21 protein-coding genes and 1 tRNA gene are annotated in these 22,282 nt (G+C 53.8%); 10 read left to right on the forward strand and 12 right to left on the reverse strand.

Annotated elements, in window-relative coordinates:
* Positions 1–33 precede the first annotated feature (33 nt).
* The gene (locus tag QYC28_RS09730) at positions 34–1,653 is read left to right on the forward strand and encodes an ABC transporter substrate-binding protein (RefSeq protein ID WP_302679401.1); all 1,620 of its coding nucleotides are present in this window, start codon (positions 34–36) and stop codon (positions 1,651–1,653) included.
* 51 nt (positions 1,654–1,704) lie between these two features.
* Positions 1,705–2,574 (forward strand): S-methyl-5'-thioadenosine phosphorylase, encoded by an 870-nt coding sequence (locus QYC28_RS09735; RefSeq protein WP_149820352.1) that lies wholly within the window; start codon positions 1,705–1,707, stop codon positions 2,572–2,574.
* Here the strand turns inward: QYC28_RS09735 and QYC28_RS09740 are convergent.
* From QYC28_RS09740 to QYC28_RS09760, 5 genes are all read right to left on the reverse strand, one after another.
* A complete protein-coding gene (locus QYC28_RS09740; protein ID WP_302679402.1) occupies positions 2,571–6,617 on the reverse strand; it encodes a GAF domain-containing protein in 4,047 nt (1,348 codons plus the stop codon). The genes QYC28_RS09735 and QYC28_RS09740 overlap by 4 nt on opposite strands.
* Positions 6,618–6,817: 200 nt before the next feature.
* The gene (petJ, locus tag QYC28_RS09745) at positions 6,818–7,156 is read right to left on the reverse strand and encodes a cytochrome c6 PetJ (protein ID WP_149820357.1); all 339 of its coding nucleotides are present in this window, start codon (positions 7,154–7,156) and stop codon (positions 6,818–6,820) included.
* A 99-nt stretch (positions 7,157–7,255) separates the two neighbouring features.
* Entirely contained in the window at positions 7,256–7,783 is a 528-nt protein-coding gene (gene psbV2 / locus QYC28_RS09750; RefSeq protein WP_302679403.1) for a photosystem II cytochrome PsbV2, read from the reverse strand.
* A 29-nt stretch (positions 7,784–7,812) separates the two neighbouring features.
* A complete protein-coding gene (gene psbV / locus QYC28_RS09755; RefSeq protein WP_149820364.1) occupies positions 7,813–8,304 on the reverse strand; it encodes a photosystem II cytochrome c-550 in 492 nt (163 codons plus the stop codon).
* Positions 8,305–8,325: 21 nt separating this feature from the next.
* Positions 8,326–8,532, reverse strand: a complete 207-nt coding sequence (locus tag QYC28_RS09760) for a translation initiation factor IF-2 (protein WP_206201021.1) — start codon at positions 8,530–8,532, stop codon at positions 8,326–8,328.
* 143 nt (positions 8,533–8,675) lie between these two features.
* Between QYC28_RS09760 and QYC28_RS09765 the strand changes: the two genes are divergently transcribed.
* From QYC28_RS09765 to QYC28_RS09785, 5 genes are all read left to right on the forward strand, one after another.
* The gene (locus tag QYC28_RS09765) at positions 8,676–9,965 is read left to right on the forward strand and encodes a glucose-1-phosphate adenylyltransferase (protein ID WP_190278059.1); all 1,290 of its coding nucleotides are present in this window, start codon (positions 8,676–8,678) and stop codon (positions 9,963–9,965) included.
* A gap of 88 nt (positions 9,966–10,053) precedes the next feature.
* On the forward strand, positions 10,054–11,238 hold the full coding sequence (locus QYC28_RS09770) for an NAD(P)H-quinone oxidoreductase subunit H (RefSeq protein ID WP_149820368.1): 1,185 nt from the start codon (positions 10,054–10,056) through the stop codon (positions 11,236–11,238).
* A 29-nt stretch (positions 11,239–11,267) separates the two neighbouring features.
* Complete coding sequence (locus QYC28_RS09775) at positions 11,268–11,852, forward strand: peroxiredoxin family protein (RefSeq protein ID WP_149820370.1); 585 nt, start codon at positions 11,268–11,270, stop codon at positions 11,850–11,852.
* A 38-nt stretch (positions 11,853–11,890) separates the two neighbouring features.
* A tRNA-Arg gene (locus QYC28_RS09780) sits at positions 11,891–11,964 on the forward strand.
* Between the two features lie 51 nt (positions 11,965–12,015).
* Positions 12,016–13,404, forward strand: coding sequence for a GTP-binding protein (locus tag QYC28_RS09785; protein ID WP_149820372.1), 1,389 nt, complete (start codon positions 12,016–12,018; stop codon positions 13,402–13,404).
* On the opposite strand, the gene QYC28_RS09790 is transcribed toward QYC28_RS09785, so the two are convergent.
* The 3 genes from QYC28_RS09790 to QYC28_RS09800 are packed head-to-tail and all read right to left on the reverse strand — an operon-like array spanning position 13,397 to position 15,441.
* Positions 13,397–14,671 carry an FGGY-family carbohydrate kinase gene (locus tag QYC28_RS09790; protein WP_302679404.1) on the reverse strand — a complete coding sequence of 425 codons (1,275 nt, stop codon included), beginning with the start codon at positions 14,669–14,671 and terminating at the stop codon, positions 13,397–13,399. The genes QYC28_RS09785 and QYC28_RS09790 overlap by 8 nt on opposite strands.
* 15 nt (positions 14,672–14,686) lie before the next feature.
* On the reverse strand, positions 14,687–15,169 hold the full coding sequence (locus QYC28_RS09795) for a CRR6 family NdhI maturation factor (RefSeq protein ID WP_286625530.1): 483 nt from the start codon (positions 15,167–15,169) through the stop codon (positions 14,687–14,689).
* A gap of 29 nt (positions 15,170–15,198) precedes the next feature.
* Entirely contained in the window at positions 15,199–15,441 is a 243-nt protein-coding gene (locus QYC28_RS09800) for a NifU family protein (protein ID WP_181495240.1), read from the reverse strand.
* Between the two features lie 179 nt (positions 15,442–15,620).
* On the opposite strand from QYC28_RS09800, the gene efp reads away from it, so the two are divergent.
* The 3 genes from efp (at position 15,621) to ilvB (ending at position 18,653) form a co-directional block, all read left to right on the forward strand.
* The gene (gene efp / locus QYC28_RS09805; RefSeq protein WP_149820380.1) at positions 15,621–16,178 is read left to right on the forward strand and encodes an elongation factor P; all 558 of its coding nucleotides are present in this window, start codon (positions 15,621–15,623) and stop codon (positions 16,176–16,178) included.
* Between the two features lie 11 nt (positions 16,179–16,189).
* Positions 16,190–16,669 carry an acetyl-CoA carboxylase biotin carboxyl carrier protein gene (gene accB, locus QYC28_RS09810; protein ID WP_190278340.1) on the forward strand — a complete coding sequence of 160 codons (480 nt, stop codon included), beginning with the start codon at positions 16,190–16,192 and terminating at the stop codon, positions 16,667–16,669.
* A gap of 175 nt (positions 16,670–16,844) precedes the next feature.
* Positions 16,845–18,653 (forward strand): biosynthetic-type acetolactate synthase large subunit, encoded by a 1,809-nt coding sequence (ilvB, locus tag QYC28_RS09815; RefSeq protein ID WP_302679405.1) that lies wholly within the window; start codon positions 16,845–16,847, stop codon positions 18,651–18,653.
* On the opposite strand, the gene QYC28_RS09820 is transcribed toward ilvB, so the two are convergent.
* The 4 genes from QYC28_RS09820 to QYC28_RS09835 all read right to left on the reverse strand — a co-directional run bounded on the left by QYC28_RS09820 (position 18,650) and on the right by QYC28_RS09835 (position 22,282).
* Positions 18,650–19,819, reverse strand: a complete 1,170-nt coding sequence (locus QYC28_RS09820) for a glycoside hydrolase family 10 protein (protein ID WP_149820386.1) — start codon at positions 19,817–19,819, stop codon at positions 18,650–18,652. The two genes, ilvB and QYC28_RS09820, sit on opposite strands and share 4 nt — an antisense overlap.
* Positions 19,820–19,822: 3 nt before the next feature.
* The gene (locus QYC28_RS09825) at positions 19,823–20,470 is read right to left on the reverse strand and encodes an energy-coupling factor ABC transporter ATP-binding protein (RefSeq protein ID WP_302679406.1); all 648 of its coding nucleotides are present in this window, start codon (positions 20,468–20,470) and stop codon (positions 19,823–19,825) included.
* Positions 20,471–20,483: 13 nt separating this feature from the next.
* Positions 20,484–21,770, reverse strand: a complete 1,287-nt coding sequence (locus QYC28_RS09830) for a dihydrolipoamide acetyltransferase family protein (protein WP_302679407.1) — start codon at positions 21,768–21,770, stop codon at positions 20,484–20,486.
* A gap of 65 nt (positions 21,771–21,835) precedes the next feature.
* Positions 21,836–22,282: a YlqD family protein gene (locus QYC28_RS09835; RefSeq protein ID WP_149820392.1), complete on the reverse strand. Its 447-nt coding sequence runs from the start codon at positions 22,280–22,282 to the stop codon at positions 21,836–21,838.

The following is a 22,282-nucleotide window of genomic DNA, read 5'->3' on the forward strand; positions in this document are numbered from 1 at the left end:
CACTGATCCAAATTCACTTGAAAGGGGGGCATCATGGCACCATCTCCCGGTTCTTGGAAGTGCGATGGCGTACCTAAAAACGGTAAATCCTACCCCAATGCCAGTGGTCCCCACCCCCCCTATGAAAACTTTGGCCCCGACTGTAACATCTGTGGACTACCCCGTGAGGCCATGAATCCTGCCAGTGGTAATGGCGGTGCCGGGGCGGGAAAATCGAAACTACCGCTAGTTGCTGCTGCCCTTGGGGTGGTTCTATTACTCGCGGGTGGTATTGGTTTCCTTGGCTATCGAATCTTTATTGCTAACCGCAACGGCACTACGCCACTGCCGATAGGAGGGACAACCAGCGGCAACCACTTGGTGAGCAAAACCACTGCCCGCAACACAGCCTATATTAGCCAAGGGGAGCGCATCCTGATCAGTGAACCCAATCCGCAGCGAGCAGCCCTGAAGCAAGAAGCCGCCCTTGCCTTTGATCAGGGAGATTGGGCACAGGCGATCGCCAAGTATCAAGAACTCGTCACCCTCGATCCCAATGATCCAGAGGCGCGCATTTATCTTAACAATGCCCGTGCTCGCCAAGCCGGCAACCCGATGACGATGGCCACCGTTGTTCCCATTGGTACTAGCCCCGATACTGCCAAGGAAATTCTGCGGGGGGTCGCTCAGTACCAAGAGCGCTTTAATGCCAGTGGCCCCAGTCGTGCCCTTGAAGTCGCCATTGTCAATGAAAACAGCCCCAATGGTGTGACCAGTTTGGCCGAAGATTTGATCAACAGTTCAATCCAAGGGGTACTGGGTCATGGCACCGACGCCAATAGTCGTGCCGCTCTACAGGTTTATGAGCAAGCAGGGATTGCTGCCCTTTCTCCCCTGACCACGAATGTCACCCCCCAAGGCAGCGGCACAGTACAGGTACAGACGCTATCCCTGAATGAAAAGGGGCAACAACTTCTCAATACCTACCTTGACAATGCCGCCAATACCCTCGCCCAAGCCGCTGCGAAAAAAGTCCCTAATGCCAAAGTGGCTGTTCTCTACAACAGCGATAGTCCCTACAGTGATGAACTGAAAACTAAATTAGTCGCTGCTCTGCCTCGGTTTGGTGCTCAAGTGGTGCAACAGATGGATGTGGCCGCCTCCGGCTTTAATGCCAATACAGCAATGACCACAGCACAGCAAGCGGGAGCCAATGTGGTCATTTTGGCCATGAGTCGCGCCCGGGTGAATGATGCCGTTGCCCTTGCTATTGCCAATCAAACCCAAACTACCCCCGTGCAGTTGTTTGGTAGTGATCAACTCTACAGCCCTGATTTACTGATCAAGGGGGATAGCGCCATCAATGGCATGATTCTAGCAGTGCCTTGGAGTACTAACCCCAGTGATCCCTTTGCGCAGCAGGCAGCCCAAGCGTGGCGGGGGCAAATTAGTTGGCGCACCACAACCGCCTACGATGCTACGCAGGCGCTGGCTCAAGCCATGGCCAAAGGGGGCGATCGCGCCAGCACCCAACAACTGCTCCGCCAAGGGGTACAAATTCAGGGGCAAACCGCCAGTGGTACCTTTGATCGAGTTCCTCTGGTGCAAGCAGCACCGGGACCCAATGGCCCTAAAGGCTCCAACTACCAGTTCAACCCCCTCGGTAGCATCTAAAGCCGGTCAACTAATGCTAAGCTATTGCCGATTGGTGTTTTAGGAATCTCCATGACTGCAAAAATTGGCATTATTGGCGGTAGTGGTCTCTACAAGATGGAGGCTCTCACCGATGTCGAAGAGGTACGTCTGACTACGCCCTTTGGTGATCCTTCCGATGCCTTTATTTGCGGCAAGATTGCTGGGGTTCCAGTCGTCTTTTTGGCACGCCATGGCCGCGATCACCATCTACTGCCGACGGAGATTCCCTTTCGTGCCAACATCTATGGCTTCAAATCCCTTGGGGTCGAGTACCTGCTTTCTGCGTCTGCGGTGGGTTCCCTACAGGAACAGGTGAAACCCCTTGATATGGTGGTGCCCGATCAGTTTATTGACCGTACCCGCAACCGCATTTCCACATTCTTTGGGGATGGCATTGTGGCGCACATTGGCTTTGCCGATCCGGTGTGTCCTGCTCTTGCTGGTGTTCTCGCGGATGCGATCGCTGATCTCAACCTGCCCGATGTCACCCTCCACCGCCAAGGTACCTATGTGTGTATGGAAGGCCCTGCTTTCTCAACGCTGGCAGAGTCCAACCTGTACCGCTCGTGGGGCGGCACCGTAATTGGCATGACGAATCTACCGGAGGCCAAACTGGCTCGTGAAGCGGAGATTGCCTATGCAACGCTGGCGCTCGTTACCGATTACGACTGCTGGCACCCCGAGCATGACTCAGTCACAGTGGAGATGATTATTGGCAACTTGCAGCGCAATGTCAAAAATGCCCAAGCGATTATCTGTGAAACCGTCAAACGCCTCCATGCCAATCCACCAGCCTCTAAAGCCCACCGTGCCTTAAAGAATGCCATTCTCACTCCCCTTGACAAGGTACCCGCAGCCACCAAGGAGAAACTGCATCTGCTCTTGGCTAAGTATCTCTAGGTCATAGACTCTGCTGTATTCTGATCACCCTCAAAACTGATCTGCTCACACAGTTGCGGATAGGTCGTCTTGGGACTGAGGCAGCGACAGCGGTTGAGGGCGGCGGCAAGGGCTTCAATTTTAATCGGTTTACTGATGTAGTCATCCATCCCCGCCGCAAAGCAGCGTTCGCGATCGCCAGCTAGGGCATTTGCCGTCATGGCAATAATCCAAGGACGCTGGCTGGGGGGCCATTGGGCACAGATGCGTTCGGTGGTCTCGAGGCCATCCATCTTTGGCATTTGCACATCCATCAGCACAACATCGTAGGGGCGCTGTTGCAGTGCTTCAAGCACCTCGAGGCCATTGGCCGCCACATCGGCACGGTAGCCCATCCGCTTGAGAATATGCAGTGCCACCTTTTGGTTAACAGCATTATCCTCAGCAAGGAGGATACGCAGCGGAAAGCGACTGCCCAAGTTGGGATCAATGCCTGTTTTTGTCAGGGCAGGCTGAGTTGTAGATTCACTGCTAAGGGTCTTAATTAGGGTTTGCCGTAGGGTGAGAGGGCGAATGGGTTTGGGGACGTGGGCTGTGATCAACTCCTTGCGACTAGCGGTTTCCAGCCAACTCAGGGGTGTGAGCAGAATAATCGGCTGTTGATTGAAGTGGGGCTCTGATTGCAACCGCTCTGCTAACTGAAGCCCAGTCATCTCGGGCATATTCAAATCAATTACTGCCAAATCCCACTGGGGAGCGGCCTCTAGCACCAGTTGGGGATTGCCATACCCGATAGGCACCATCCCCCAGTTTTGCAGTAATGTGCAGAGATTCTCACGGCTAGCGGCATTGTCATCAACAACGAGGACACGCTTGCCCTCCAAAGCCGGATGAAGCGTTGGCGGTACATAGGGTTTTTGCCCCTCAGCGAGGATCGTAAAGGTAAAGGTTGTACCTTGACCTTCAGTACTCTCAACGGACATATCGCCGCCCATTAGCTCACAGAGGCGTTTGCTAATGACTAGCCCTAGGCCTGTGCCGCCATACTCGCGCGTCGTGGAGGCATCCACTTGACTGAAGGGCTTGAAGAGTCGATCCAAGCGATCGCTGGGAATGCCAATGCCCGTATCCTGAACTTGAAATTGGAGAAAATCCTTGCCCTCGTGCTTGACCGCGCTCACATGGACGACGACTTGGCCTTCGTGGGTAAACTTAATGCCATTGCCCACTAGGTTAACGAGGATCTGCCGTAGCCGGGTCACGTCCCCTTTAACTTGGGCAGGGGTTTTGGGGGTACAGGTGTAAAGTAACTCTAACTCCTTCTCCTCGGCTTTGCTGGCCAATAGGCTTAGGACATCCTCCACACACTCGCGCACATCAAAGAACTGCTGCTCTAGCACCAGTTTGCCCGATTCAATTTTCGAGAAGTCAAGAATATCGTTAATAATTGTCAGGAGTGCCTCGCCGGCCTGGTGCAGAGTTTGCAAAAAGTCCCGCTGCTGCTCATTGAGGGGCGTATCCAACAGCAAATTGGTAAAGCCCAAAACCGCATTCATCGGGGTGCGGATCTCATGGCTCATGGTGGCCAAAAACTCACTCTTGGCCCGGTTGGCCAGTTCCGCTTGCAGCCGCGCCTGTTCCAGTTCGTGGTTTTGCTGAGCTAACAGCTGTCGCTGCTGCTGTTCATGGCGCAGCAGTTCTGCTTGGGCGATCGCAATCCCCACTTGCGCGGCCACTGCTTCCAGAAGTTCAATCTCATCAGTCGTCCACTGCCGCTGGCGATCGCACTGATGCAGGCCAATAATGCCATTGGGTACGCCTTTATAGGAGGTGCGAATAGCCAGCATTGACTGGATTTGAAATTGATGACACAGCTCAATGGCACTGCCAAGTAGGGGCTCTTGAGTCACATCGTGGGAAACAACGGCGGCATCACTCCTGAGCACCTCCAAGGCGTGGGGGTTGTTTTCCACGGGCACACTGACCCCCCGCATTGAGGGGTAGCCCGGTTGCAGGTATTCAGCCACATCGGGAATACGCGGCGGTGGCCCCGGCTCGTAGCGATGAATTAAACAGCGACTGACCCCAAAGGCCTGACCAATTTGGGTGACGGTTGTTTCAAACACCGTTTCCGTATCGAGGCTCTGGCGAATCTGTTCGGTAATTTGATTCAGAAGCAACGCCCGCTGCATTTGCTGTTGCAGTTGCTGACGTTGGCGGGTTTCCTGTTCCAAAAGTTGCACTTGGGCAAGGCCAATTCCCACTTGCGCCGCCACACTCTTGAGTAAACTTTTAATCGCCTCCGTCCACCGCCGCTGGCGATCGCACTGGTGCAAAATGAGCAAACCATTCGCTTGATTGCGATAGGCCGTGCGCACAATCACCGCAGATTTCACATTCAGGACTTCGCAGTACTCATGAAGTGAGGTTAGACGACTGTCTGTTGCCACATCCTCGCAGCTAAACACCTCATCGGAGGCAAAAACCGATTCCAAAAACGCTCCCCGCATCTGGCTCAAATCGAGAGGGCATTCCTTGACGGAAGACACCCCCGGTGCACAGTACTCAGCCACCAGTGCCATCGGCGCATGCTCTTGATAGACAAACAAGAGACAACGACTGACATTGAGGGTTGTCCCCACCTGCTGAACTGCCGTGCGACAAATGTGCTCCCGTTCAATTTGCTGGCGAATTTCCTCGGTAATGCGATTGAGCAGGAGCGTGCGCTTCACCTGCTGCTGTAAAAACAGTTGTGCCCGCTGCCGTTCGGTGACATCACTTTGAATGCCAATGTAGTGGGTAATTTCACCAAATTCGTTATAAATCGGGGAGATGGCAAGTTCATTCCAGAAGGGTTGGCCGTTTTTGCGGTAGTTGCGCAGCACCACCCGGCAGGATTGGCCTTTTTTAATGGCATTACGAATGGCTTCAGCCCCCGGTTGATGGCGATCGCGCCCCTGCAAAAAGCGGCAATTTTTGCCAATCACCTCCGTTGCTCGGTATCCTGTCATCCGCTCAAAGGCGGGGTTCACATAGATAATTGGATTATCGGGTTGGCGGTAGTCGGTAATCACAATGCCATTGGTGCTAGCAATAATGGCTCGCTCCCGCAGTCGCAGCTCCGCCTCAATTTTTTTCTTGTCGGTAATATCAATGGCTAACTCCAAAAAGCCAATCAGTTGCTCTTGGCTATCATGAATCGGGGTGACTGACAGGGACACAGGAAAGCGAGAGCCATCCCGCCGTACAAATGTCCACTCCTGCTCATCGGCCAAGCCCCGCCGCGCCCGAGCCACGAGAGTCTCAAACCCCGCAGGAATGGGTTCTCCCAATTGTGCACTGAGGATCTGGGCATAGCGCTCCACCTCTTGAGAATCAAGGAAACGTTCTGGAGTCGCTTTACCCACCAGTTCTGAAGCAGGATATCCTAGCCATTCCTCAGCGGCTCGATTCAGCAGCGTGATAATGCCATCGGTACGGGTGGCAATGATGGCGTGATTACTACTATTGAAGACCGCCTCTTGGAGGCTGCTCATCTGCTGAATGTAGGCCAGTTGTTGCTGGGTGACCTCTAAGTGATGGCGGATTTCCAGTTCACTAATGACTTGGCGAGCAAGGGTGCGCAGGGTTTGCTGTTGAACGGGGTTTAGCTCACGCGGCTTATAGTCCACCACACAGAGGGTACCAATGCCATAGCCATCGGGCGTCATCAAGGGCATCCCCGCATAGAAGCGGATATAGGGCGGCCCTGTAACAACGGGATTATCGGCAAAGCGGGGATCCAGCCGAGCATCCGGTACAATGACGAGTTCTGGTTGCAGGATAACGTGAGCACAAAAGGCAACATCCCTAGGGGTTTCACAGGCATCAATGCCTACTTTGGCTTTAAACCACTGCCGTTGACGATCAACAAGACTAATGAGGGCAATGGGCGCTTCGCAAATTGCCGCCGCTAAGTGGGTAATTTCATCAAAGATCGGTTCCGGAGGCGTATCTAAGACTCGATACTGCTCAAGGGCACGTTGCCGTTCCGGTTCATTTGCTGGCAATGGGGCAGCAGGCATAGCCCAAGTGTACCGCCTTTTTGTAGGAGCAAGTCTTTCATCATTATATGAATTGCACTGGTTCTAGAGAGGATTCCCTAGGGGATGCAGAACACAACATCTATCTTTGCAGGACTTGGAGGGCAGTCACAGAATAAAAAAAGGATGTAGCACCTACGCCTACACCCTTCATCAATCCTTATTTTCAGACGGTGGCAATTTTAGCCTGCCCAACCCTTGGCAGCTTGATCGAGCACGTAGGCGGCTACATCCTGAATTTGTTCATCGGTGAGACGACCAGCAAAAGCGGGCATGGCATTTTTGCCGTGCTGCACTTGGTAGATAATGGCATCCTCGGAGTACATACCAAATTGCTCAAGGGCTTCTTTTTTCAGGGTTTTGTTGGCCATCACCACATTGCCACCCCCCATGTGACAGGCTGCACAGTTGCCGCTAAAGACTTTGGCACCATTGGCTAAATCTGCCGCAAAGGCCGCAGGGGTGAGGTTGACAAACAGCGCGATCGCGATCGCGCAAACACAAATGAATAGCTTTTTCAACGGAGTTCTCCTTTCATGGAATGCGTCAGGGTATGGATAAAGCCCCAAAAATCAAGGGGTGCAAGGTTCACCAAAGGTCAGTGTAGCAAAGTTCCCAACCTAGGGGGCACTGTCCGGAAAGCTTTCTACGCCCCAACCGGGGGCTACGGCTGCCGCTCGCAAAATAAAGGCAGCTAAGGTCTCCAGCTGTTTCGTGGTCAACCAGTCCTCACTCACGCGGCGGCAGGAATAACTCTCTTCGCTGCCATCGTAGGACATCGGCGATCGCTGGAAAGCAACGAGGCTGGCGATCGTATCCCGTGGCGGCGTTGCCCCCTTGAGATCCTTCAGAGAGAGGGACACCAAAGGATTGGGTAACGTGCTGCCACCGACATGACAGTTTTTGCAGTTTTCCTCAAAGAGCCGCTTGCCACGGGTCAGATCCGCTGCTGTGAAGGTTTTGGTCTCACCGCGGTCATTGAGGGGCAGTTCCACCGTATCTGTGACCTTCAGGTATTGGATCACATAGTTATCGACCCCAGAGGCCGCCAGCGCCGTTGCCGGGGCGATCGCCCAGCCCAGCAGCAAGAACAGTAGGCCACTGCAGAGCCAGACAACAGGCCGAAGCCGAGAGTGAGGTTGGTGCATGAGTTGGGAAGATCCTTCTTGAGTTGTGACTAGTAGTAAATTTTACCGCCTCCCCATTTATCCCCAAGAATCTTGGGTTCGACGAGGATGTGACCGGCAATCGCCACCAAATCTTTCTCCGTCAGATTGCGCATTTTCGGGAAAATGTCGGCACTGCGCAAACTGGGGTGCACCTCAGCAATTTCCTGCTCGCCATCGTAGGTGGTGGGGTTTTTCATATAGTCCACCAAGCCTTCGATGTTATCCCGTGGCGGTGTGGCCAAAGCTAGGGTTTCAGTGCGCAAATCCAAATTGGGGTTGGTTTTGGTGATCCCCCCCACATGGCAGGAGGCGCAAGCATACTGGAAGAGACGCTTACCCTCAAAGTATTGCTTTTCCGTCAGGGTAATGGTTTTTCCTTCACTGTTGAGGGGAACGGTCAGGACGTCAGGGGTCAGTTCAGCGGCCAGTGCTGTACCTAGGGTCAGTTGCCAGAGGCAGAGGCAAAGGGCGACCGCAAGCCAAATGCATTTTTTTAACATAGTTCTCCCAATAAGCAGGTCTTACGAGTGCGGTGACGTGTCCCGTTGATCGGTCGGTGTAGCAGAGTCCGTCAAAGCCAAAATGATTGCTTTGGCATCTTCAAGGGGCAGGCGCGTTTGCGGACTGGTATAGCGAATACCCAAGCGATCGCACAACCCACAGACGGTTTCGACCGAGACGCCGTAGTCCGCTGCCAAATCAGCGATCGCAATATCCACAAATCCCATGCTGCTACTCTCCGCTTGGGATCAACGACCAAGTATCATTATCATGCCATTGTGCGGCTTCTTTACCAAAAAGCGTCCCCTTCGCAAAGAGAAGTGCCGCCACAGCGTACACTGTTGATGTGGCCGTTCAGATGGAGTTTGCAATGAAACGAGTCTTGGCGATTATCCTTGGGGGCGGTGCCGGCACACGTCTCTATCCCTTGACCAAGCGTCGAGCCAAGCCTGCGGTTCCCCTTGCTGGAAAATATCGCCTCATTGATATTCCTGTGAGCAATTGCATCAACTCCGAAATTAATAACATTTACGTCCTTACCCAATTCAACTCGGCCTCCCTCAACCGTCATATTGCTCGTACCTATACCTTCCCCGGCTTGACGGGCGGCTTTGTCGAAGTCCTAGCAGCCCAACAAACCCCAGAAAATCCCAACTGGTTTCAAGGCACTGCTGATGCGGTGCGTCAATACCTGTGGCTGTTGGCCGATTGGGACGTGGATGAATACCTGATTCTTTCAGGAGATCACCTCTACCGCATGGACTATCGCCTGTTTGTGCAGCGCCATCGCGAAACGGGCGCCGATATTACCCTCTCCGTCTTGCCCGTCGATGAAAAAGCCGCCTCTGGCTTTGGCTTGATTAAGGTAGATGGCACAGGGCGAGTCATTGAATTCCGCGAAAAACCCAGCGGTGATGCCCTACGGGATATGCGCGTGGACACAACCCGCTATGGCCTTAGTGCCGAGGAAGCCCATCGCAAACCCTACATTGCCTCAATGGGGATTTATGTCTTTAAGCGGCAAGTGCTGATTGATCTGCTGCAACAGATGGCCGATGCCACGGACTTTGGCAAGGAAATCATTCCCGCCGCGGCCCGTTCTCATCTTGTCCAAACCTACGTCTTTAATGGCTACTGGGAAGATATTGGCACAATCGGCTCCTTCTACGAAGCCAACCTTGCGCTTACCCAACAACCCCAACCGCCCTTTAGCTTCTACGACGAAAACGCCCCTATCTACACCCGTCCCCGCTACTTGCCCCCCAGCAAGATTCTCAGTTGCACCATCACCGAGTCCATTATTAGTGAGGGCTGTATCCTCAAGGAATGTCAAGTCCACCATTCCGTCTTGGGGGTGCGATCGCGCGTAGAATCCGGTTGTGTCATTGATCATTCCCTGCTGATGGGCGCCGACTACTACCAAGACTCGGCGCAGCGCAGCCAGCTCCTGTTGCAACATAAAATTCCCATCGGCATTGGTGCCAACAGTGTCATTCGCGGGGCAATTGTCGATAAAAATGCCTGCATTGGCCGCGATGTCAAAATCATCAACAAAGACCATGTTGAAGAATCCAACCGTGAGGATCAAGGATTTTATATCCGCAGCGGGGTGGTGGTGATTATCAAAAATGCCGCGATTCCCGATGGTATGGTTATCTAAGCCATAAGCAAATTTGAATTGGCAAGCGCGGAAAACCTGTGTAGCATATCAACAGTAAGCGTCCAACCCTCTAGCGGAACTGCCATCTATGCCCACGATAGAGACTCGCACAGAACCCATGGTCATCAACATGGGGCCGCACCATCCCTCAATGCACGGGGTTTTGCGGTTAATGGTGACCCTTGATGGCGAAGATGTCATTGACTGCGAGCCGGTGATTGGCTACCTCCATCGCGGCATGGAGAAAATTGCTGAAAACCGCACCAACATTATGTTCATCCCCTACGTGAGTCGTTGGGACTACGCCGCCGGGATGTTTAACGAAGCGGTCACCGTCAACGCTCCCGAAAAGTTGGCTGGTATTCCTGTGCCCAAACGCGCCAGCTATATCCGCGTGATCATGCTAGAGTTGAACCGCATTGCCAATCACCTGCTGTGGTTAGGCCCCTTCTTGGCGGATGTCGGTGCCCAGACGCCCTTTTTCTACATCTTCCGTGAGCGGGAATACATCTACGATCTCTTTGAAGCCGCCACAGGCATGCGCTTCATCAACAACAACTACTTCCGCATGGGGGGAGTGGCCGCCGACCTCACCTATGGCTGGGTAACCAAGTGCCGCGACTTTTGCGATTACTTCCTGCCCAAAGTGGATGAGTACGAGCGCCTGATCACCAACAACCCCATCTTTGTGCGCCGCTTACAGGGGGTGGGCAAAATTAGCCGTGAGGATGCCATCAACTGGGGGCTATCGGGGCCGATGCTCCGTGCCTCTGGGGTGAAGTGGGATCTGCGCAAGGTGGATCACTACGAGTGCTATGACGACTTTGACTGGGATGTACCCGTGGCCACCGAAGGTGATTGCCTTGCCCGCTACATTGTCCGTATTCAAGAAATGCGCGAGTCGGTGAAGATCATTCGCCAAGCCTTGGATGGTTTGCCCGGTGGTCCTTATGAAAACCTCGAAGCCAAGCGGATGTTGGAGGGTGCCAAGTCGGAATGGAATGGCTTTGACTATCAGTACATTGGCAAGAAGCTGGCTCCCACCTTCAAAATTCCCAAAGGCGAACACTATGTGCGGGTTGAATCGGGGAAAGGGGAGCTAGGGATTTACCTGATTGGGGATGATAATGTCTTCCCTTGGCGCTGGAAGATTCGGCCACCGGATTTCAATAATCTGCAAGTGCTGCCCCAGTTGCTGAAGGGGATGAAAGTGGCGGATATTGTTGCTATCCTTGGCAGTATCGATGTGATTATGGGATCCGTCGATCGCTAGGAAAGTGTTGAGCCACCAGCGAGGGAGCCATGGCTGTTCAATTACCGTTTTTTACCTCCACCAACTTCAGTGGCCTCTTTAATGAGCGGTTTTGGCAGAATGCGTGGCCACTACCGCCCCAAAATCAACTGCAGCGGGGTGAACTAGTGCCTGATGTGGAACTACCCGGCGTAGGACTAACCGTGCCCGTGCGCCTTTCAACGGTGTGGAAAGAGCAGCCGCTCCTACTGGTGTTTACCCGTATCTTTACGGAGCATCAGTACTGTCCGCTGTGCTACCCCTATCTCAAGGCCTTGAATGCAAACTATGAAGCATTTCAAGGCAAGGGAGTGGCCGTTCTTGTGGTCACTAGTACCGATGCCCAGCAAAGTGAAAAGGTCAAGGCGGATATGGCTCTAAAGATGCCCCTGCTCTATGACCCCAGTTGCCAAGTCTTTCGCAAATACCGCACGGGTCAAGCCTTGGGGGCACCGCTACCGGCGCAGTTTCTCATTGATCAGGAAGGCAAGCTGCGCTACAAGCATCTCTTCTCGTTTTTAGAACCCAATGCTCCCCTAGAGCGCTTGTTTCAGGAAATTGACGCCCTGAGGGCAACAGTGGCAACAGCAGCTTAGGGGCGATCAAAACTCGCTAGGATAGAAGGTATCTCTTTGGGGCTGTAGCTCAGTCGGATAGAGCGAGCGCCTCCTAAGCGCTAGGCCGTGCGTTCAAATCGCACCAGTCCCGTTCTTGCCCTTAGAATAAAAAGCAAATCTTTGTAACGTCAGTGTTGCATCTGTGATAGAGCGATCGCCAGCGAATTCCCTCCTAAAGGAACTTCAAGGCACGATTGATGACCTTGAGGACTACCAAAGCGCCCGTAGCTACGAAGCGGCCAAGAGTGCCCTTGAAAAATTACTGTTCGAGTGCAAAGCCACTGGCAGCGAAAAAGCCTCCCTCGCCCGCGCGATCGCTGACCTCGAAGCAATGCTCGACAAGCTCCACTATGGTGTCGTGCAAATTGCCGTCTTTGGTATGGTGGGGCGGGGAAAGTCCTCTCTACTAAATGCGCTGCTAGGGGAACCCTACTTTGCGACTGGGCCGATTCATGGCGTCACTCAAGAAGAAGCCAGTGCCCTGTGGCAAATTTCGGAAGCCCAGCGGGGTAATCCCATCCGCCTCATTGATACACCGGGGTTAGACGAAGTCAATGGCGCCGCACGGGAGCAACTAGCACGAGAGGTAGCAGCTCAAGCGGATTTGATTCTCTTTGTTATTGCTGGCGACTTGACCCGTCTTGAATATCAAGCCCTCAGTGAATTGCGGCAGGTAGGCAAGCCAATGATTCTGGTTTTTAACAAAGTGGATCAGTATCCAGAGGCTGACCGGGAAGCAATCTATGCCAAACTCCGCGATGAGCGCGTCAAAGAACTCCTCTCCCCCGAAGAGATTGTCATGGTAGCAGCAGCGCCCCTTGTCCCCCAAGTGAACCGCGATCGCCAAGGCCGAGTACAGGTGAAAATGACCGTCGGTGCTCCCCAAGTGGAACCCCTGAAGCAAAAGATCTTGGAGGTGCTCAATCGCGAAGGGAAGGCCCTGATTGCCCTGAACTCAATGCTTTTTGCCAATAAAGTCAGTGAAGAATTAGCCCGCTACAAGCTGGAACTGCGGGATCAGGAGGCCAACCAACTGATTTGGAAAGGAGCTGTCGCCAAGGCGCTGGCGATCGCCCTCAACCCTGTTACCGTGCTCGATATGGTCAGCAGTGCCGTCATTGACTTGACCACAATTCAACTGCTCTCGCGCCTCTACAGCATTGAACTCACAGAAGCAGGCGCCAAGGAACTGCTGCAAACCATTGCCCTTGCCATGGGCAGCATTAGCTTAGGGGAATTTGCCGTCAATTTGGGACTCAGTTCCCTCAAGGGACTGTTGGGATTAGCTACGCCCATGAGTGGCGGCATTGCCCTTGGCCCTTACCTCTCAGTCGCCATGACCCAAGCGGGGATTGCTGGCTTTGCCTCCTATACGATGGGACAAGTAGCCAAAACCTACTTTGCCAACGGCGCAGGCTGGGGAACGGCTGGGCCGAAAACCGTAGTGCAACAAATCCTCAGTCAGTTGGATCAGCGCCATATTCTCAATCGGCTGAAGTCAGAAATTCAAGCCCAACTCTACCCTAGTTAAAATTCAGGCCTGCTTGAGCCAGACGGGCGGCGCCATAGGCGGCCTCTGTTTGAGGTGAAACGGTCACGGGAACCCCTAGGTATTGCTGGCGGAGGGCTAACCATGCGGGATTACGGGCACCGCCCCCCGCCGTCCAGACCCGTTTCAAGGGCGAGGCACCCAGACGTTGTAATTGTTGATAGCCTTGGGCTTCAATGCGGCTGAGACTTTCGAGAAGTCCCTGCAAAAAGAGGCGAGGGTCGTCGGGTCGGGGTTCTAGGCGCGGTTCAAGATGCGGATCGTTGATGGGAAAGCGCTCACCCCGCTTGAGCAGAGGATAGTAATCCAACCCCGTGGGTTGATTGACATCGATTTGGGCGCTGAGGCGCTCTAGTTCCTCTGGGGTAAAAAACTGGGCTAAAATTGCGGCGCCACAGTTGGAGGCACCCCCCACCAGCCAGCGATCGCCTACGGCGCGCGAGCTGCGATCGCCCAAGCGATGACTGTAGATACCTGCTGCCAAATCCTCTACCCTAGAGGCACTCAAGAGCTTGAGCACAAGGGTTGACCCCAAAGATGTCACCGCCTCACCCACCTGCGAGGCACCACTCGCTAAAAAGGCGGCAATGCTATCGGTGGTACCGGCACACACCTCACACTCTAAAGACAAGCCTAAATCGGTGGCTGTGACCTTTCCCAGAACTGTACCGGGGGGAATGACCTTAGGGAGCAGGGGCTGCAAGGACGCAAGCGTGGGGTGGCTGAACCAGTCGGGGTAAGCTTCCTGTGCCGGGTCATAGCCCAACTTCAGGGCATTGTGCCAGTCGGAAATGCCCAGTTGACCATGGAGCAAAAAGGCCAGCCAATCCGCTTGGTGTACCAAAACAGCGTTGACCGTGGGGTAGTGGGTCTGGAGCCACAACAGCTTAACGAGACTACTGGTGGCACTCAGGACAAGGTGATCCGTGGTTAAAATCTGCCGCAGGGTTTGAACGTGATTCTGGGCGCGATCGTCGTTATAGAGGAGAACGGGTGAGCAGGGCTGCCCCTGAGCATCACAGAGGAAAACGGTGCTAGAGGTGGCATCAATAGCAATCCGCTGAATTTGCTGACGGATAGCGCTTGGAATATCTAAAATCAACGCCCGCAGGGTTGCCGCCCATTCTTGGGGGCGATCGGGCTGGTGCAACAGACGACGGGCAGTGGCGAGAATCTTGCCTTCAGGATCGATGGCGATCGCCCGCGCCCCCGAGGTACCAAAATCAATCCCCAGTGCGATGACCGCCATAGCGCTAGGGAGCCTTCAAAACTCAAGGAGGTCAAAAAGAGCCGTATCTAGCTCATAGCCAAACATTGCCGCCATGCCTTTAATTTTTTCAGCAGCAGGATAGCCCTGTCCCTGAAGCCATTGCCAAAGGGTAAAGACCTTGGCCATCACAAAAATATCAAGGGCTTGGGGGTTGAAGATAATACCCTGCTGCGGATGAAATTCGTGGGGCACCAGCATTGCCCCATAGCGCACCAACTCACCTGCTGACCAATCCAGTAAATAGGGCAACCATGGGTAGCAGACATCAGCACGAATGAACCAAAGGCGCACAGCTGGCAATTCCGAAAGCTCTAGATCAGGCTCATCAGCTGGCCGCGGGTAGTCAATGACAAAACGCAGTGCTTGGTGATGATCTAGAAGCCGCTGCTCTGCAATCAGGGGAGCAAGGACTTGTTGCAGGGGAGATACATCAAGACGATCAATTTGATCTGGCGTTAACTGGATCGCGATCGCCACTACCTCACTTCTCCCCGGCGGCCAACTATTTAGAGAACCTGCTGCACTTCTGCAATTTCCGGAATGGCTTCTTTCAACTTGCGCTCAATCCCCATGCGCAGCGTCATCGTCGAACTAGGACAAGAGCCACAGGCACCCTGTAAGCGCAGCCGTACCACAGGTCCTTCAATTTCCACAAGTTCGACATTACCGCCGTCGGCCATCAAATAGGGGCGCAGTTCATCAAGGACTTTTTCGACGTTTTCTTGACTTAGTTCAAGGGTTGCAGCCATTGTTACTGTCCTTGGCGTATCGTTCACATTTCCTTAGTCTAGCATTTGCAGGGGCGATCGCCCTTTGGGAATTGCAAGGGATGGCAATGGATCTGACTCTAGGGAAATCTGCTGAACAATGTTTAGGAAGGGCAACGCTCAAGGATACAATAATAGCTTGGTGAACTGCACGGTAGGACATGATTTCCAGTAATGATTTTCGCCCCGGTGTAAGTATTGAGCTGGATGGTGCCGTCTGGCGAGTCGTCGAATTTTTGCACGTCAAACCCGGTAAAGGCTCAGCCTTTGTGCGAACAAAGCTAAAGAATGTACAAACGGGCAACGTGATTGAGCGCACCTTCCGCGCCGGCGAGACCGTTCCCCAAGCCACCCTTGAAAAACGCACCATGCAGCATACCTACAAAGATGGCGAAGACTATGTCTTTATGGACATGGAAAGCTATGAGGAGGCTCGCCTCACGCCCGCACAAATGGGCGATCGCGCCAAGTATCTCAAAGAAGGAATGGAAGTCAATATTGTCAAATGGGGTGAGCAAGTCCTTGAGGTGGAGCTACCCAACTCCGTTGTTTTAGAAGTGGTGCAAACCGATCCGGGGGTTAAAGGGGATACCGCCACCGGTGGCTCGAAACCCGCCATTGTCGAAACCGGTGCCCAAGTCATGGTACCGTTATTTATCTCTGTCGGCGAGCGGATTCGCATTGATACTCGCTCAGATACATATCTTGGCCGCGAATAGGAGTAATGGGTGTGGAGCTTGACCTCAACCAAGTACGCGAACTGCTACTAATGTTCGACCAAACCAGCGTCACCGAACTCAACCTTAAGAGTGGCGAACTGGAACTTCAACTCCGCAAGCGTGAGCAGCTCAGTGGCAGCGCCCCTGTGGTTGTGGCTCCAGCTCCTGCATCAACCGTCACGCCCACCCCTGTGCCCCCGCCAGCCGTCACTGCCGATCCGGAACCGACGCCACCCGCCGCCAACCGTAAAACCGTGGATATTGTGGCGCCAATGGTAGGAACCTTTTATCGTGCCCCCGCTCCCGATGAACCCCCCTTTGTCGAAGTGGGGGACACAGTGAAAAAAGGCCAAGTGGTTTGCATCATTGAAGCCATGAAGCTGATGAATGAAATTGAAGCCGAAGTCAATGGCCAAGTGGTCGAAATTCTGGTGCAAAATGCTGAACCAATTGAGTATGGTCAAACCTTAATGCGCATTTTGCCTAACTAAATATCGTTTTTTGTTTTTTCAGCAAAGGCAGGCACTAATTGCAAAGATATGTTAAGCATTGAGGAGTTTAAGGCCAAGAATTCAATGCTTTCAAGCCTTTGTGCTCTTGCCGAGACCCTAATTGAAAAATTAGAATTTAGAAACATCTACCACCACTGCCTGACGAGGTTGGCCTGTGCAAGCAACTGGAGCATACATTCTTATTGATACCCTATGCCGTCACGGCGTTAAGCATATTTTTGGCTATCCTGGTGGCGCAATCTTACCAATTTATGATGAGCTTTACCGTGCTGAGTCGCAGGGAAAGATTCAGCATATTCTAGTACGCCACGAACAGGGGGCAGCCCATGCCGCTGACGGCTACGCTCGTGCTACAGGTCAAGTGGGCGTCTGTTTTGCCACTTCAGGGCCAGGAGCAACCAACTTAGTGACAGGCATTGCCACAGCCCACATGGATTCGATTCCCCTGCTGGTGATCACCGGTCAGGTGTCTCGCTCCGCCATTGGCACCGATGCCTTTCAGGAAACGGATATCTTTGGCATTACGCTGCCCATTGTCAAGCACTCCTACGTCGTGCGGGCAGCCAAGGACATGGCACGGATTGTTGCTGAGGCAATCTACATTGCCACCACCGGTCGGCCAGGGCCGGTGCTCGTGGATATTCCCAAGGATGTGGGGCTAGAGGTCTGTGAGTATGAACCGATCGAGCCGGGGCAAGTCAAGCTAAGGGGCTATCGTCCCACGATTCGCGGCAATGTGCGCCAAATTGCCCAAGCGGTTCAACTGATTCGTGAGGCCAAGCGACCCTTGCTCTATGTGGGCGGCGGTGCAATTACAGCAGGTGCTCACGAGGAAGTGCTCAAGTTAGCTGAGTTATTCCAGATTCCGGTGACAACAACCCTGATGGGCAAGGGGGCGTTTCCTGAGTCCCATCCCCTCTCCGTGGGTATGTTGGGGATGCATGGCACCGCCTATGCCAACTTTGCCGTCAGTGAGTGTGATCTATTGATTGCCGTGGGGGCGCGGTTTGACGATCGCGTCACCGGTAAACTGGATGAATTTGCCTCCCGCGCTAAGGTGATTCACATTGACATTGATCCTGCTGAGGTGGGCAAAAACCGCGTGCCGGATGTGCCGATTGTTGGCAGCGTTAAACCCGTGCTCCAGCAACTTCTCAAGCACATTGAAGACAGTGGTGAAGCCGTTGAACCCGCCACCCAGGTGTGGCTCGAGCGCATCAAGGTCTGGAAAGAGGACTATCCCCTTGTCGTGCCGCAACCCAGTGGTGAACTCTCGCCCCAAGAGGTGATTGTTGCCTTTGGCCGCCATGCGCCTGATGCCTACTACACGACTGATGTGGGTCAGCACCAGATGTGGGCAGCGCAATTCCTGAAAAATGGCCCGCGGCGTTGGATCTCCAGTGCTGGCTTGGGCACGATGGGCTTTGGCATGCCTGCAGCAATGGGGGTGAAGGTGGCACTACCCGATCAACAGGTGATCTGTATTAGTGGCGATGCCAGTTTTCAAATGAATTCCCAAGAGTTGGCCACATTGGCGCAGTACGGTATTGCTGTCAAGACGGTGATTATTAACAATTTTTGGCAGGGAATGGTGCGCCAGTGGCAACAGGCCTTTTACGAGAAGCGTTATTCCCATTCCAATATGGCCAAGGGGATGCCCGATTTTGTGAAATTGGCGGAGGCCTACGGGGTTAAGGGGTTGCGGGTGAGCGATCGCCACGATTTGGATGCCATTGTCCAAGAGGTCTTAGCTTACGATGGCCCCGTGCTCCTAGATGCCCATGTCACTCGTGAGGAAAATTGCTATCCGATGGTGGCTCCCGGCAAAGCCAACTCCCAAATGCTAGGGCTGCCGGAACGCAAGGTGCTGGAAAAGGCTGCCGAATTAATCTACTGCGCCAACTGTGGGGCAAAGACAATTTCGACCCATCGCTTTTGTCCAGAGTGCGGCAGTAAGCTCTAGGGAGTTGGACAGGCTTGAGCAAACAACCGCCTTGGCAGGGGCTGGCGAAAATGAAAGAGGATCGTATTTTGGCGGCGATCGCGCGGTTCGGGACCACGCCCCCATAACGTTTCAAAGGAGAAAAAGGACACCCCTAACCCTGATCGCAGCGCGGCTTCTACCTTGGCATCCACCAGTTCAATGGGCACAGGGTTGGTGCGTAGCCCCGTGAGGACACCAACGGCAGTGGGAATTTTCGCTTGGGCGTGGAGCATCTCTGGCTGAGTTAACTGCTGCACAAAGCTGGGGAGATTGTAGCGATAGACTTGCACAATCACTTCATCGAGGAGGCCGAGGGCGACCCACTGCGGCCAATCTTGGAGAAATGTCTGGTAGGCGGTGGGCAATGTGGTCGGTGAGACGGAAAAAATGGCATTGGGAAATTCTTGCTTGACCCGCTGCCGCAACGTTTGCACAAAGGCGGTGAGTTTGTCGGCACGCCAGCGCATCCAGTCTGGATCACGGGGATTGTCGGGAACGGGCTTTTGGGTTTCCTGCTGATAGAGGGCACGGGTGTAGTCATCGTAGCCAAACTCCACGGGCAGGCTGAGGTGGTCATCAAACTGCACCCCATCCACGGGATACTGCCGCAGCACCTCTAGGACAATGTTGGTCAAGAAAGCCTGCACCTCAGGATGAAAGGGATTCATCCAAGCTACTTCACCAGCCGCCGTTAAGCGAGTGGTTTGACCATTGACCCCTTGGGTGAGCCAGTCTGGATGGGCAAGGGCGAGTTCTGAGGTTTCTGGCACCATGAAGCCAAATTCAAACCAAGGAATGATCAACAGATTACGGCAGTGCGCCTGCTGGGTGAGTTCCCAAAGAAGGTCGTAGTCCTGAATCCCTCGCAGCACAAAGGGCTGGATGCCCAGATTCCTAGCCGTAGCACTGGGGAAACTGACATACCCAGAGTTCCAGACAACGGGATAGAGAGTGTTGAAGTTCAACCGCTGTAAATCATTGAGGGTTGCCTCCAACCGAGGGCGATCGCGCAGGATCGGTAAATCATTGGTTGTCAGCCAGACGCCGCGAATCAGCGTTGAGTTTTGTGCCTGTACTGGCCAAATCGTCCAACACAAACTCCAACAGAAGAGCACGAACAACAGCCAAACGCGACGATGCAGCATAGGTTACAACGCCAGTGGACGGAGATGTCCTGACTCTAGGAGAAAAATCTGAGTACAGACTCTGCGTAAAAATGCAGGGTCATGACTGACGATGAGACCGGGGGTGGTATCCGCCTGCAAAAACTCGATCAACGTGCCACAACTTCGCTGATCCAAAAAGGCCGTGGGTTCATCATAGAGAATCAACTGGGGCTGCATGGCTAAAATGCCCGCGATCGCCACCATGCGTTGTTCGCCTCCCGACAGTTGATGGGGCATGCGATCGGCCAAGTGACTGGTTCCTGTCTTGGCCAAGGCTTGGTGAACTCGCTGCTGAACCTCTGGAGGGGAACAGCCCAAGTTTTCTGGGCCAAAGGCGACATCCTCGGCCACGGTAGCCCCGATTAACTGATCCGCTGGATGTTGCAGCACGACCCCCACCGCCGGTTGAAACTGTCCAGCCACCACCGACTGTCCCAAGCAGGTGATCGTTCCCCGCTGTGGCGCAAGAACAGCAGCACAGAGCAGCAGAAGTGTGGTTTTGCCAGAACCATTGTCCCCCATGATGCCTAGGCGATCCCTCCCCTGCACCGTGAGATCAATCCCTTGGAGTAGTGAGGGGGTTGCTCCATAGCCAAAATGGAGATCCCTGATTTCCAGCAGGGCAGTCACAGTTTAGAGCGTCTTAGAGCGTCAAGGCTTGGGGATTGGTTTCAATCAGTTTCGCCAAATCCTGAAGGAAAGCGGCAGCATCGGCACCATAGATCACACGGTGATCACAGGTGATATTCACCTTCATCTGCCGTTTCACCCCCAGCAGGCCATCCTCGGTGGCAACCACCGTCGGACGCGACGCCCCCACCGCCATAATGGCTCCTTGACCGGGGGTGAGAATGGCGTCGAAGAAGTCAACCCCGAACATTCCTAAATTGGAGAGACTAAAGGTACCCGTGCTGTACTCCTCAGGTTGCAGTTGCTTGGCGCGCGCCCGCTCCACTAATTCTTTCCAAGTGCGCGAGAGGCTGTAGATGTCAACTTGGTCGGCGTTCTTCAACACCGGTGTAATCAGCCCCCCTCCCGGCATCGCCACAGCCACAGCAATGTTAATGTCGCGGCGGTATTGAATCCCTTGCTCCGTGTAATAGGCATTCATGATCGGGTGTTTTTGCAGCGTCAGGGCGATCGCCTTGGCAAGCAGCGCCGTCATTGTCACCCCTTTTGACTTGATTTGCTGGTACAGCCGATCCAACGCATCCGTTGTAATCGTGTAGGCCACATGGAAATCAGGAATGCCGAGGCTGGCCACCATATTGCGCACAACGGCATTTTGTAGCGTTGTCAGGGGCACCAGATCCTCTTTGGCGACGACCGGGGCAGTCGCAGGGGGGGCTGTGGGGACAGGGGGTGTCGCTACTGGTGTAACGGGAGTTGCAGGCGCACCAATCAAGGCTTCCACATCAGCGGCGGTAATCCGACCATTGGGACCCGTTCCCTTGAGCGTCTGCAAATCAATTTTGTGTTCCTTGGCCAATTTGCGGGCACGGGGGGAAGCAACCACTCGCCCAGTAGTTGCAGCAACAGCACTGGTGGGAGAAGCCACTGCCACAGGAGCCGTTGCGGAGCCATTACTTGTGGCCGCAGCGGGAGTCGAGGCCGTTGCTGCAGAACTCGTCGTAGAACTGGTCGCCGCCCCAAGGGACTTGGCCTTTGCCTCTGCTTCCGCAATTTCTGCTTCTGTTTCTGCCACGAGGCCAATGGTGGAACCGACGGGTGCCACTTCGCCAGCAGGCACGGTAATCACCGCCAAATAGCCGTCGTAGAAGGACTCCACATCCATATCGGCCTTGTCGGATTCCACAATCAGCACGGTTTCCCCCTTGGCCACCTTATCCCCGGGAGATTTCACCCAAGAGACAATTTTCCCTTCGGTCATGGTGGAGCTGAGGGCGGGCATGAACAGTTCACGAATCATAGAGGCTGCTATCCTTGGTTGGCAATCGAGAGGGAGTCAAATTCACTAAAGATGAAAGGTAAAAGTTAGAGCGTGCCGCGAATTTCTTCGATGACGCCATTGCGCAGGAGAATCTCCACCTGCATTTTTTGGATCAAGTTGTCTCCTTTAGTGACATAGAAGAAATTATCCACTTGACCTTGATCCACTTCCTGCCCCATTTCTAGGCGTTGCACCTGATCCAATTGTTGAAGAATCAGATTTTTTTGCTGCAACAGTTGCGCCTTTTGGTTGTTGGCTTGTCCTTGAACCTCTTGAATACGGGCATTGACCACATCCGCTGCTTCATTACTTTTGCGCAGTTCGTCAATCACTTGCTGCAATTGAAAATCCAACTGCTGAATTTGGCCATCCACTTGATTTAGTTGTGCCTGAAGCTGCCTTTGGGCATCGTCTTTCCACTCGGGAGTGACGATTGCTTTCACCATAATCTGGCGCCGCAGGAGCAGTTTAGTATCCATAGGGTCTGTCAT

Source organism: Thermosynechococcus sp. HY596 (assembly GCF_030518715.1).
Taxonomy (GTDB): domain Bacteria; phylum Cyanobacteriota; class Cyanobacteriia; order Thermosynechococcales; family Thermosynechococcaceae; genus Thermosynechococcus.